The organism is Citrobacter braakii (assembly GCF_002075345.1).
Classification (GTDB): Bacteria; Pseudomonadota; Gammaproteobacteria; order Enterobacterales; family Enterobacteriaceae; genus Citrobacter; species Citrobacter braakii.
Window position 1 is genome coordinate 16,295 of sequence record NZ_NAEW01000029.1, and the last position, 11,878, is coordinate 28,172.

12 protein-coding genes and 1 riboswitch are annotated in these 11,878 nt (G+C 54.8%); of the genes, 8 read left to right on the forward strand and 4 right to left on the reverse strand.

All coding sequences use genetic code 11. The features are described from left to right. Nucleotides 1-45: 45 nt before the first annotated feature. A riboswitch (TPP riboswitch) is annotated at nt 46-168 on the reverse strand. Between the two features lie 49 nt (nt 169-217). Next, nucleotides 218-706, reverse strand: coding sequence for an Rsd/AlgQ family anti-sigma factor (locus BZK42_RS26025; RefSeq protein ID WP_016155311.1), 489 nt, complete (start codon nt 704-706; stop codon nt 218-220). A gap of 96 nt (nt 707-802) precedes the next feature. Between BZK42_RS26025 and nudC the strand changes: the two genes are divergently transcribed. From nudC to BZK42_RS26055, 6 genes are all read left to right on the forward strand, one after another. Next, nucleotides 803-1,576: an NAD(+) diphosphatase gene (gene nudC / locus BZK42_RS26030; RefSeq protein WP_080860953.1), complete on the forward strand. Its 774-nt coding sequence runs from the start codon at nt 803-805 to the stop codon at nt 1,574-1,576. A 43-nt stretch (nt 1,577-1,619) separates the two neighbouring features. Further along, nucleotides 1,620-2,684: a uroporphyrinogen decarboxylase gene (hemE, locus tag BZK42_RS26035; protein WP_046276272.1), complete on the forward strand. Its 1,065-nt coding sequence runs from the start codon at nt 1,620-1,622 to the stop codon at nt 2,682-2,684. A gap of 9 nt (nt 2,685-2,693) precedes the next feature. Next, nucleotides 2,694-3,374, forward strand: a complete 681-nt coding sequence (gene nfi, locus BZK42_RS26040; protein ID WP_047359002.1) for a deoxyribonuclease V — start codon at nt 2,694-2,696, stop codon at nt 3,372-3,374. A gap of 33 nt (nt 3,375-3,407) precedes the next feature. Beyond that, nucleotides 3,408-3,998 (forward strand): YjaG family protein, encoded by a 591-nt coding sequence (locus tag BZK42_RS26045; RefSeq protein ID WP_003842015.1) that lies wholly within the window; start codon nt 3,408-3,410, stop codon nt 3,996-3,998. A gap of 186 nt (nt 3,999-4,184) precedes the next feature. Then, complete coding sequence (gene hupA, locus BZK42_RS26050) at nt 4,185-4,457, forward strand: nucleoid-associated protein HU-alpha (RefSeq protein WP_001044509.1); 273 nt, start codon at nt 4,185-4,187, stop codon at nt 4,455-4,457. 11 nt (nt 4,458-4,468) lie between these two features. After that, nucleotides 4,469-5,161, forward strand: coding sequence for a DUF1481 domain-containing protein (locus BZK42_RS26055; RefSeq protein WP_016155315.1), 693 nt, complete (start codon nt 4,469-4,471; stop codon nt 5,159-5,161). Between the two features lie 59 nt (nt 5,162-5,220). Here BZK42_RS26055 and zraP read toward each other — a convergent pair whose 3' ends face one another. Then, nucleotides 5,221-5,661: a zinc resistance sensor/chaperone ZraP gene (zraP, locus tag BZK42_RS26060; RefSeq protein WP_016155316.1), complete on the reverse strand. Its 441-nt coding sequence runs from the start codon at nt 5,659-5,661 to the stop codon at nt 5,221-5,223. Nucleotides 5,662-5,925: 264 nt separating this feature from the next. Between zraP and zraS the strand changes: the two genes are divergently transcribed. Next, nucleotides 5,926-7,311, forward strand: coding sequence for a two-component system sensor histidine kinase ZraS (zraS, locus tag BZK42_RS26065; RefSeq protein WP_080860955.1), 1,386 nt, complete (start codon nt 5,926-5,928; stop codon nt 7,309-7,311). A gap of 5 nt (nt 7,312-7,316) precedes the next feature. Further along, complete coding sequence (gene zraR, locus BZK42_RS26070; protein WP_016155318.1) at nt 7,317-8,642, forward strand: sigma-54-dependent response regulator transcription factor ZraR; 1,326 nt, start codon at nt 7,317-7,319, stop codon at nt 8,640-8,642. Here the strand turns inward: zraR and purD are convergent. Both purD and purH read right to left on the reverse strand, forming a co-directional pair. After that, a complete protein-coding gene (purD, locus tag BZK42_RS26075; protein WP_080860957.1) occupies nt 8,639-9,928 on the reverse strand; it encodes a phosphoribosylamine--glycine ligase in 1,290 nt (429 codons plus the stop codon). The two genes, zraR and purD, sit on opposite strands and share 4 nt — an antisense overlap. A gap of 15 nt (nt 9,929-9,943) precedes the next feature. Further along, complete coding sequence (gene purH, locus BZK42_RS26080) at nt 9,944-11,533, reverse strand: bifunctional phosphoribosylaminoimidazolecarboxamide formyltransferase/IMP cyclohydrolase (RefSeq protein WP_047498852.1); 1,590 nt, start codon at nt 11,531-11,533, stop codon at nt 9,944-9,946. Between the last annotated feature and the right edge of the window lie 345 nt (nt 11,534-11,878).

Sequence of the window (11,878 nt, forward strand, 5' to 3'; positions counted from 1 at the left end):
ACGACGGATGAAGCAAGAGAGACGAACGCCAAAGGGCGATACGGTTGTAGATTGACTCTTGTTCCCTTCGCAGGTTTTAACCTGATCAGGTTCCGCGGATCCCGAATTAACGGTCTCAGCCTTTTCCACTCATGCTGCTGTGGAAAATAAGCACTCCGACAAGAAGTAACCTCAAAAAGAGGTAATGAATGTAAATTACGCGTTAATGTCGCAAATCTCAAGCAGGACGTTTGATCATGCCACTCTCGTGCATCGCATCAAAAACCAGCATGATCAGCTTATCTTCCAGCACGAACCGGGCTTCCAGCGCCTCGCCGATATCCGATAAGGCCTGTTGAAATTCAAGGAAGTTATCGTGATCAATGGCGGTCTCCAGACTGGAATCATAGTAGTCCATGATCAGTTGCGTATTGGCTTCCAGGAGCGGCCAAATTTTTGTGGCTTTTAAAAGCTGCCCGTTCCCTTCCAATTTATGGAGAATACGTTCATAAATACTGAAGTGTCCGGTGGAAAGGTAATCGACCAGGCTCTGGCAAAAATCATCCAGCGCCTTTTCATTGAGCCGCATGTACGATTCTTTGCCTGGCTTAATGCCAACCAGATTGTAGTAAGCCACGAGCAGGTGCTTACGTACATGTAGCCAGCGATCAACCAGTTTGTTACTTCCTCCGACGTGCTCCGTCAGGCTTTCCAGCTGGTTTAGCATGATTGACTCCGCAAGATGGTGTTTAGGAACGGCTCACCCGTAAATGTAAAAATAATGTAAACAACATGCCTGTGAAGCAAAGGTTGCGCAAGAGATATGGATCGTATAATTGAAAAATTAGATAGCGGCTGGTGGATTGTCAGTCATGAGCAAAAGTTATGGTTACCTCGTGGCGAACTGCCTTACGGCGACGCAGCAAGTTTTGATCTGACCGGGCAGCGTGCACTTCCTATAGGTGAATGGGAAGGGGAGACAGTCTGGCTGGTGCAGCAGCAGCGTCGGTACGATATGGGATCGGTGCGCCAGGTCATTGACCAGGACGTTGGCCTGTTTCAACTGGCCGGACGCGGCGTACAACTGGCCGAGTTCTACCGCTCACATAAATTCTGCGGTTACTGCGGTCATCCCATGCACCCGAGTAAAACGGAATGGGCGATGCTGTGTAGCCACTGTCGAGAACGCTACTACCCGCAAATTGCCCCCTGCATTATCGTCGCTATTCGCCGTGACGACACTATCCTGCTTGCCCAACATGTTCGCCATCGTAACGGCGTGCATACCGTGCTGGCGGGTTTTGTCGAAGTGGGCGAGACCCTCGAGCAGGCGGTGGCGCGCGAAGTCATGGAAGAGAGCGGCATTAAGGTGAAAAACCTGCGCTACGTCACTTCTCAGCCGTGGCCGTTCCCACAGTCTTTGATGACCGCATTTATGGCGGAGTATGATAGCGGCGAAATTGTTATTGACCCGAAAGAACTGCTGGAGGCGAACTGGTATCGCTACGACGATTTACCGCTCCTGCCCCCGCCGGGCACCGTCGCGCGTCGATTGATTGAAGATACTGTCGCCCTCTGCCGGGCAGAGTATGAGTGACACACATGTTACACTGGCGTGAAATAGCTCAAGGAATGGAAAAATGACCGAACTGAAGAACGATCGTTATCTGCGTGCGCTGCTGCGCCAGCCCGTTGATGTCACTCCGGTATGGATGATGCGCCAGGCGGGCCGCTATCTACCGGAATATAAAGCCACGCGTGCCGAAGCGGGCGATTTTATGGCGCTGTGCAAAAATGCCGAGCTGGCCTGCGAAGTTACGCTGCAGCCGCTGCGTCGCTATAAGCTTGATGCGGCGATCCTCTTTTCGGATATCCTGACGATTCCCGATGCGATGGGACTTGGGCTGTATTTTGAAGCCGGAGAGGGCCCACGCTTTACCTCACCGATCGCCAGCAAGGCTGACGTCGACAAACTGCCGATCCCGGACCCGGAAGATGAGCTGGGGTATGTGATGAATGCGGTGCGCACTATCCGCCGTGAACTGAAAGGCGAAGTGCCGCTGATCGGCTTCTCCGGTAGCCCGTGGACACTGGCGACCTATATGGTCGAAGGCGGCAGTAGTAAGGCCTTCACCGTGATTAAAAAGATGATGTACGCCGATCCAAAGGCGCTGCATCTGCTGCTTGATAAGCTGGCGAAGAGCGTCACTCTGTACCTGAACGCGCAGATCAAAGCGGGCGCGCAGTCGGTAATGATTTTCGACACCTGGGGCGGTGTGCTGACCGGTCGCGACTATCAGCAGTTCTCCCTGTATTACATGCACAAAATCGTCGACGGCCTGATGCGCGAGAACGAAGGTCGTCGCGTACCGGTGACGCTGTTCACTAAAGGCGGTGGTCAGTGGCTGGAAGCGATGGCGGAAACCGGCTGTGATGCGTTAGGTCTGGACTGGACCACTGACATTGCCGATGCGCGTCGTCGTGTAGGTCATAAAGTGGCACTGCAGGGCAATATGGATCCGTCCATGCTGTATGCGCCGCCAGCCCGCATCGAAGAAGAGGTGGCGACGATTCTGGCCGGTTTTGGTCAGGGTGAAGGCCATGTCTTTAACCTGGGCCACGGCATTCATCAGGATGTCCCGCCAGAGCATGCGGGTGTCTTTGTGGAGGCGGTACATCGGTTGTCTGAACAGTACCACCGCTAAGGAGTCATTATGGATCTTGCGTCATTACGCGCGCAGCAGCTTGAACTGGCCTCTTCAGTGATCCGCGAGGATCGCCTGAGGAACGATCCACCGGATCTGATCGGCGGGGCGGACGTTGGGTTCGAGCAGGGGGGCGAAGTGACGCGAGCCGCGATGGTCTTACTGAAGTACCCCTCGCTGGAACTGGTTGAATACACGGTGGCGCGAATCGCCACCACCATGCCCTACATTCCTGGCTTTCTCTCCTTTCGCGAAACACCCGCGCTGATGGCCGCCTGGCAGCAGCTTTCGCACAAGCCTGATCTGCTGTTCGTTGACGGTCACGGGATCTCTCACCCTCGCCGTCTGGGCGTGGCCAGCCATTTTGGCCTGCTGGTGGATGTCCCGACGATTGGCGTGGCGAAAAAACGGTTGTGCGGCAAGTTTGAGCCGCTCGCCGCCGAACCTGGAGCGTTAGCGCCGTTGTTGGATAAAGGCGAACAGCTGGCATGGGTTTGGCGCAGCAAAGCACGCTGTAACCCGCTGTTTATCTCTACGGGTCATCGCGTGAACCAGGACAGCGCGTTAGCGTGGGTACAACGCTGTATGAACGGCTATCGTCTGCCCGAACCAACACGCTGGGCAGATGCGGTGGCATCCGAACGCCCTGCTTTTACGCGGCTTGCAGCAAAAACGCCCCATATCGGGTAAACTGCCGCTAATTTCCGTATTTGAGAACTCATCATGTTACAAAATCCGATTCACCTGCGTCTGGAGAAGCTGGAAAGCTGGCAGCACGTCACGTTTATGGCCTGTCTGTGCGAACGCATGTACCCCAACTACGCCATGTTCTGTAAGCAAACCGAATTTGGCGATGGACAAATTTACCGCCGAATTCTGGATTTGATTTGGGAAGCGCTGACGGTTAAAGACGCGAAAATCAATTTCGATAGCCAGTTGGAAAAATTTGAAGAGGCTATTCCTTCAGCAGACGATTACGATCTGTACGGCGTTTATCCGGCGATTGATGCCTGTGTGGCATTAAGCGAACTGATGCATTCGCGTCTTAGCGGTGAAACGCTGGAACATGCAATTGAGGTTAGTAAGGCTTCGATTACGACGGTTGCGATGCTGGAAATGACCCAGGCTGGTCGCGAAATGACCGATGAAGAGCTCAAAGAGAACCCGGCCGTTGAGCAAGAATGGGATATTCAGTGGGAAATTTTCCGACTTTTAGCCGACTGTGAAGAACGCGATATTGAGCTGATAAAAGGGCTTCGTGCAGACCTGCGCGAGGCTGGCGAGAGCAATATTGGTATAAATTTTCAGCAATGACACCATAAAACGTGATTTAACGCCTGATTTGTCGTGCCTGAAGGCTTCCCATCCGCCCCCGGTCTGGTCTACATTTGGGGGGCGAAAAAAAGTGGCTATCGGTGCGTGTATGCAGGAGAGTGCTTTTCTGGCATTTCCGTCGCACTCGATGCTTAGCAAGCGATAAACACATTGTAAGGATAACTTATGAACAAGACTCAACTGATTGATGTAATTGCAGACAAAGCAGAACTGTCTAAAACACAGGCTAAAGCTGCTCTGGAATCCACTCTGGCTGCTATTACTGAGTCTCTGAAAGAAGGCGATGCTGTACAACTGGTTGGTTTCGGTACCTTCAAAGTGAACCACCGTGCTGAGCGCACTGGCCGCAACCCGCAGACCGGTAAAGAAATCAAAATTGCCGCAGCTAACGTACCGGCATTTGTTTCTGGTAAAGCACTGAAAGACGCGGTTAAGTAATTCGCGTGGCAGTGAACAGTTTTATCGAAGGGGCGGTTTCGCCCCTTTTGTCCATCTGGCGTCATTCGCTTTGGCTTTCAGGTGTGCTGTTACTGTCTGCCTGTAGTCGCCACTCTGAGCTTCCTCCGTTCACGGCCAGCGGCTATGTTGGCGATCAGGGGGCGGTACGCATTTGGCGTAAAGATTCCAGCGACGATGTTCACTTGCTCTCGGTATTTAGTCCGTGGCGTAAAGGCGATACTACCACCAGTGAATACCGCTGGCAGGGTGATTCGCTCTCGCTGATAGAACTCAACACTTACAGTCAACCACCGGAACATGTCCGTATACGCTTCGATGACCGGGGCGAACTGAGTTTCATGCAGCGTGAAGTCGATGGGCAAAAGCAGCAGCTTTCCAGCGATCAAATTGCGCTTTACCGCTATCGTGCCGATCAAATCCGCCAGACCAGCGATGCGTTGCGTCAGGGACGGGTGATATTGCGTCAGGGACGCTGGCATGCGAATAACACAGTCACGACCTGTGAAGGTGAAACACTGAAGCCCGATCTGGAATCGTGGGCGATAAACCACATTGAGCGCCGCCAGAGCCATTCATCTGTAGAAGTGAGTGTGGCATGGCTGGAAGCGCCCGAAGGGTCGCAGCTACTGCTGGTTGCTAATGAAGATTTTTGTCACTGGCAGCCTACTGCCAAAACCTTCTGAAAACCTGATGCCAGGACATCGGGCCAGATAAGGTGAGGCCGCCATCCGGCAAAAAACGTTTACCAGTGGCCCATTCCCATATGGCCGCCGCGATGGTTACCGCCACCGCCGCACCCGCCGTAGCCCATTCCCGCTCCGCGAGGTACGCCTGCCTGGGCCATTGCGACATCGCGTTTAACGCGCTGCTCATCCAGTGACTGATTCAACGCCTCCATCTCTTTTGCCACGGCATTAATTTTTGCAGTGTCCGGCGAGCTGGCTGTTAGCAACGCGTTGTACTCATAACGTTTAGAGGTCAGCTGTTGGCGCAAGGCGTTGGTCTGCGAGTAGTAATCATCATATATTTTCTGCGCGGTAGCCTGCTGCTCAGTGGTCATTGGCGTACCGCCTCGTTGCTGCATTCCATCACCATATCCCCAGTGATTCTGCGCCAGCGCCGGGGTAGAGCCCAACGCGATAAGAGAGAGTGCAATCAGCGCCAGTTTGTTGTTCCGTTTCATGGGTCGTTCTCCTGTTGGTTAGATTACATTTCCTACTGCATCTTCCGTGCCAAAGCGGCAATCCCGCTCCCGCGGGCGTTGTAGTCGTGGCCTTCACAGGGCGACGAGTAAAAATGACTCGCCAGAACGCGCCGGCGGGTCATTTTTACCCGCTACTTTCAGCGGTTTGTGTCTGAGGGCAGGGTTATCACGGAGAAAAAATGGCATGATTTCTGCTGTATATCTGCAACGATGAAAGGAACAGGTGGGATAAAGGGAGAGCGTATGCGTCTTTATAAGGACACGGCGGCCAAGTGGTTGAGCCGACTCTTGCTGGCGGCAATCCTGATTTTGGTCGGTTGGTTTTCGATTATGACCATTCGGGACTATGGGCGGGAAAGCGGCGCCGCGCGGCAAACGCTACTGGAAAAAGGCAGCGTGCTCATCCGCGCTCTGGAGTCTGGTACGCGCGTAGGTATGGGGATGCGCATGCATCATGCTCAACAGCAGACGCTGCTGGAGGAAATGGCCGTACAACCAGGCGTGCTATGGTTTGCCGTCGTTGACGATCATGGCGTCATTATTACTCACAGCAATTCCGCGATGGTCGGTAAAACGCTCTATTCACCGGATGTCCTGCGGCAATTAAGCCCCGGGGAACAAGAAAGCTGGCGGAATATTGACATGCCTACGGGGGACGGTGAAAAAACACCGGTCCTGGAAGTTTATCGTCAGTTTCAGCCGATGTATGGTCCAGGACGTCATGGCATGGCGCGCTGTGCCAGCAATGACGGACAGCTTATCACCCCCGCACAAACCATATTTATCGCTTTTGATGCCAGCGATCTGGCTGCGACTCAGGCAAGAGAGTGGCGTAACACCCTGATCGTCCTGTCTGCGCTGGCGGCCGTGCTGCTGGCCACTGTGCTGACGTTCTTCTGGTATCAACGCTATCAGCGCTCGTACAAAGAACTGCAGGATGCGATGAAGCGTAAAGAAAAACTGATGGCGCTCGGACATCTGGCGGCCGGGGTCGCGCATGAGATTCGAAACCCGCTTTCATCGATCAAAGGTTTAGCGAAGTATTTTGCCGAACGAACTCCGGCTGGTGGCGAGTCGCATGAGCTGGCGCAGGTGATGGCGAAAGAGGCGGACCGTTTAAATCGGGTGGTGAGCGAGCTGCTGGAGCTGGTGAAACCTGCGCATCTGACGCTGCAACAGGTGGATCTCAATGAGGTCATCACCCACTCATTAAACCTGGTGAGTCAGGATGCGGCAAGCCGGGAAATCCAGCTACGTTTTTCGGCCAGTTCCACGCTGCCCGCTATTCAGGCCGATCCCGACCGACTGACTCAGGTTCTGTTGAATCTGTATCTGAACGCCATTCATGCGATTGGTCGTCAGGGCACGATTACGGTTGAAACGAGTGAAAGCAGCGGCGATCGCGTTAAAATCATGGTTACTGATAGCGGGAAAGGGATTGCAGCGGAACAGCTGGAGGCCATTTTTACGCCTTACTTCACGACTAAAGCGGATGGAACCGGCCTTGGGCTGGCGGTAGTGCAGAACATAATTGAACAGCACGGTGGTACCATTCATGTGGCAAGCGTTGAGGGCAAAGGCGCAACCTTTACCCTCTGGCTGCCGACCAACGCGAAACAACAGGATTAACAAGGATGACGCGCGGAAAAATCAATATTCTGGTGGTAGATGACGATATCAGCCACTGCACCATTTTACAGGCGCTGCTGCGCGGCTGGGGTTATGAGGTCGCGCTGGCCTATAGCGGGCAAGCGGCACTGGAACAGGTGCGTGAACGCGTATTTGATTTAGTGCTGTGCGATGTGCGTATGGCGGAGATGGACGGCATCGCAACGCTGAAAGAGATTAAAGCGCTGAATTCGGCGATTCCGGTATTGATCATGACGGCGTTCTCCAGCGTGGAGACCGCCGTTGAGGCACTGAAAACCGGGGCGCTGGACTACTTAATCAAGCCGCTGGATTTTGATCGCCTGCAGGAGACGCTGGAAAAGGCGCTGGCGCATACGCGGGAAACGGGCGCTGAACTGCCGTCGGGGTCGGCTGCGCAGTTTGGCATGATTGGCAGCAGTCCGGCGATGCAGCAGTTGATCAATGAAATCGCGATGGTTGCGCCCTCGGATGCAACGGTGCTCATTCACGGAGACTCTGGTACGGGGAAAGAGCTGGTGGCCCGGGCGCTGCATGCCAGCAGTGCCCGCTGTGATAAACCGCTGGTGACGCTGAACTGTGCGTCGCTTAATGAGTCGCTGCTGGAGTCCGAACTTTTTGGACATGAGAAAGGCGCGTTTACTGGCGCGGATAAGCGGCGGGAAGGGCGCTTTGTGGAAGCCGAAGGCGGCACGTTATTTCTTGATGAAATTGGCGATATCTCACCGCTAATGCAGGTGCGTCTGCTGCGGGCTATCCAGGAGCGGGAAGTGCAACGGGTTGGCAGCAACCAGACTATTGCGGTTGATGTCCGGCTGATCGCCGCCACACATCGCGATCTGGCTGAGGAAGTGAACGCCGGGCGCTTTCGTCAGGATCTCTACTATCGCCTGAACGTCATCACTATTGAAATGCCTGCGCTGTGCCAGCGCCGGGAAGATATTCCGCTGCTGGCCGAACATTTTCTCCAGCGTTTTGCCACACGTAACCGAAAAGCGGTGAAGGGCTTTACTCCGCAGGCGATGGATCTGCTGATCCACTATGACTGGCCGGGTAATATCCGTGAGCTGGAAAATGCGATTGAGCGTTCGGTGGTGCTGCTAACGGGGGAATATATTTCCGAACGCGAGCTGCCGATGGCGATTGCCGCGACACCGATAAAAACGGAATACAGTGGCGAGATCCAACCGCTGGTGGATGTCGAAAAAGAAGTGATTCTGGCGGCGCTGGAAAAAACGGGCGGCAATAAAACCGAAGCCGCCCGTCAGTTAGGTATTACGCGCAAAACGCTGCTGGCTAAGCTCAGCCGTTAGTTTTGCTCACGTTCGATGGCGCGCCAGCCGATGTCGTTACGGCTGAAGCTGCCGTCCCAACGGATGTCGGTCATCAGGGCGTAGGCACGCTGCTGCGCCTCGGCAACGGTGTTGCCCAGCGCGGTGGCGCACAGGACGCGACCGCCGTTGGTCAGCACGCGATCGTCAGCAGACAGTTTGGTGCCCGCGTGGAACACTTTACCGTCAGCGACGTCTTCCAGCGGCAGGCCGTGGATCTCATCGCCAGTATTGTAGTTGCCCGGATAACCCCCTGCGGCAATCACTACGCCCAAAGAGGCGCGTTCGTCCCACTCAGAGGTTTTCTCATCCAGCTTGCCATCACAGGCGGCAAGGCACAGCTCCACCAGATCCGATTTCATACGCAGCATAATCGGCTGGGTTTCCGGATCGCCGAAGCGGCAGTTGAACTCGATAACCTTCGGGTTGCCCTGTTTGTCGATCATCAGACCTGCGTACAGGAAACCGGTGTAAGTGTTCCCTTCCGCTGCCATGCCTTTTACGGTTGGCCAGATGATGCGTTCCATGGTGCGCTGATGAACGTCGCCAGTCACCACCGGTGCAGGTGAGTAAGCGCCCATACCGCCGGTATTCGGACCGGTATCGCCGTTGCCCACGCGTTTGTGGTCCTGGCTGGTGGCCATTGGCAGCACGTGCTCGCCGTCAACCATCACGATAAAGCTCGCTTCTTCACCGTCGAGGAACTCTTCGATAACGATACGGTGGCCCGCATCGCCAAAAGCGTTACCTGCCAGCATGTCATGAACAGCGGCTTCGGCTTCCTCCAGCGTCATCGCGACGATAACGCCTTTACCGGCGGCCAGGCCGTCGGCCTTGATAACGATCGGCGCGCCTTTCTCACGCAGATAGGCCAGCGCAGGCTCAATCTCGGTGAAGTTCTGATACTCCGCCGTCGGAATGTTATGACGGGCAAGGAAATCTTTGGTGAAGGCTTTGGAGCCCTCCAACTGCGCTGCACCTTCGGTTGGGCCGAAGATTTTCAGACCGGCGGCGCGAAACGCATCGACCACGCCAATTACCAGAGGCGCTTCTGGGCCAACGATGGTCAGATCGATCTTCTCATTCTGGGCAAAGCTCAGCAGCGCCGGAATATCGGTCACGCCGATTGCCACGTTTTGCAGCGCAGGTTCCAGCGCGGTGCCCGCGTTGCCTGGTGCGACAAATACCGTTTCGACTTTTGGCGACTGCGCCGCTTTCCAGGCCAGCGCGTGTTCGCGCCCCCCGTTGCCAATCACTAATACTTTCATCGTCTGCTCCGTGGATTAATGGCGGAAGTGGCGCATGTCGGTGAACACCATCGCTATGCCGTGCTCGTCGGCGGCAGCAATGACTTCATCATCACGGATAGAACCGCCCGGCTGGATCACGCAGGTCACACCAGCGGCGGCGGCGGCATCAATCCCATCGCGGAACGGGAAGAAAGCGTCGGATGCCATAGAGGAACCTTGAACTTCCAGACCTTCGTCGGCGGCTTTAATCCCGGCGATTTTTGCGGAATATACGCGGCTCATCTGGCCTGCGCCTATGCCGATAGTCATGTTCTCTTTGGCGTAAACAATGGCGTTGGATTTTACAAATTTAGCTACTTTCCAGCAGAACAGCGCATCGCGCAGTTCCTGTTCGGTCGGCTGACGTTTGGAAACTACGCGCAGTTCACCTTCGCTCACCATACCCAGGTCACGATCCTGAACCAGCAGACCGCCGTTAACGCGTTTGAAGTCCAGGCCCGGCACACGTTGTGCCCACTGACCGCAGGTCAGCACGCGGACGTTCTGTTTGGCGGCGGTGATTTTCAGTGCGTCTTCGGTTGCGGATGGCGCGATGATCACTTCCACGAACTGACGGGAAATGATGGCTTGAGCAGTTTCGGCATCCAGTTCGCGGTTGAAGGCGATGATGCCGCCGAACGCAGAGGTCGGGTCGGTTTTATAGGCGCGGTCGTAAGCATCGAGAATAGAGGTACTGACTGCCACGCCGCACGGGTTAGCGTGTTTGACGATCACACAGGCTGGCTCGTTGAATTCTTTTACGCACTCCAGCGCCGCATCGGTATCGGCGATGTTGTTGTAGGAAAGTGCTTTGCCCTGTACCTGCTGCGCGGTGGCAACGGACGCTTCTTTAACATTCTCTTCTATATAGAAGGCAGCCTGTTGGTGGCTGTTCTCGCCGTAGCGCATATCCTGCTTCTTAATGAAGTTCAGGTTCAGTGTACGTGGAAAGCGACCGGCGGCTTCTTTGCTTTCGCCGTGGTAGGCCGGAACCATGCTACCGAAGTAGTTGGCGATCATGCTGTCGTAAGCGGCGGTGTGTTCGAAGGCTTTAATCGCGAGGTCGAAACGTGTGTTGAGGGTCAGAGAACCGTCGTTGGCATCCATCTCTTTAATAATGGCGGCGTAGTCGCTGCTCTTCACAACGATAGCCACATCTTTATGGTTCTTGGCAGCGGAACGCACCATCGTCGGGCCGCCGATATCAATGTTTTCTACCGCATCTTCCAGCGAGCAGCCTTCACGGGCAACGGTTTCGGCGAACGGGTACAGGTTAACAACCACCATGTCGATAGGTGCGATGCCGTGCTGTTCCATAATCCCGTCGTCCTGACCGCGACGACCAAGAATGCCGCCGTGGACTTTCGGATGCAGGGTCTTTACGCGTCCATCCATCATTTCCGGGAAGCCGGTGTAATCGGAAACTTCGGTCACTGGCAGGCCTTTCTCAGCCAACAGGCGCGCAGTGCCACCTGTAGACAGCAGCTCCACACCGCGTGCGGAAAGTGCCTGAGCGAATTCGATGATACCGGCCTTGTCAGAAACACTGAGCAGAGCGCGGCGGACTGGACGACGTTGTTGCATGGTAAATCCCCTGGATTTGACTATTACAGAGAGCGTTAGGTGAATTCTTGGCTAAAAACTCAGCTAACGCCCCTTACGGGGCATCCTTGTTGTGCGGGGGCATTGTAACGAAAACGTTTGCGCAACGCTCGCGAATTTTTAATTTTCGATTTTGACCTCTTCTTTTTCCGTTGAAGGATGCTCATATAAACAGAGAAGTGCATAAACGATCGCGTGGTTTGTGGATAACTCTGTGTGTAAATGGGTATAAGGCGGGGTTTTGCTGTGGAATGCAGCGGTCAGTCATTTTTCTGCAATTTAAGGGTTGCGGGCCGCGGGAAACTCCCTATAATGCGCCTCCATCGA

What these genes read in the sequence shown, in the direction of transcription:
- purH (WP_047498852.1), bottom strand. Translation starts at nt 11,533, where the DNA reads ATGCAACAACGTCGTCCAGTCCGCCGCGCTCTGCTCAGTGTTTCTGAC.
- nudC (WP_080860953.1), top strand. Translation starts at nt 803, where the DNA reads ATGGATCGTATAATTGAAAAATTAGATAGCGGCTGGTGGATTGTCAGT.
- hemE (WP_046276272.1), top strand. Translation starts at nt 1,620, where the DNA reads ATGACCGAACTGAAGAACGATCGTTATCTGCGTGCGCTGCTGCGCCAG.
- BZK42_RS26025 (WP_016155311.1), bottom strand. Translation starts at nt 706, where the DNA reads ATGCTAAACCAGCTGGAAAGCCTGACGGAGCACGTCGGAGGAAGTAAC.
- zraR (WP_016155318.1), top strand. Translation starts at nt 7,317, where the DNA reads ATGACGCGCGGAAAAATCAATATTCTGGTGGTAGATGACGATATCAGC.
- BZK42_RS26045 (WP_003842015.1), top strand. Translation starts at nt 3,408, where the DNA reads ATGTTACAAAATCCGATTCACCTGCGTCTGGAGAAGCTGGAAAGCTGG.
- zraS (WP_080860955.1), top strand. Translation starts at nt 5,926, where the DNA reads ATGCGTCTTTATAAGGACACGGCGGCCAAGTGGTTGAGCCGACTCTTG.
- nfi (WP_047359002.1), top strand. Translation starts at nt 2,694, where the DNA reads ATGGATCTTGCGTCATTACGCGCGCAGCAGCTTGAACTGGCCTCTTCA.
- hupA (WP_001044509.1), top strand. Translation starts at nt 4,185, where the DNA reads ATGAACAAGACTCAACTGATTGATGTAATTGCAGACAAAGCAGAACTG.
- purD (WP_080860957.1), bottom strand. Translation starts at nt 9,928, where the DNA reads ATGAAAGTATTAGTGATTGGCAACGGGGGGCGCGAACACGCGCTGGCC.
- zraP (WP_016155316.1), bottom strand. Translation starts at nt 5,661, where the DNA reads ATGAAACGGAACAACAAACTGGCGCTGATTGCACTCTCTCTTATCGCG.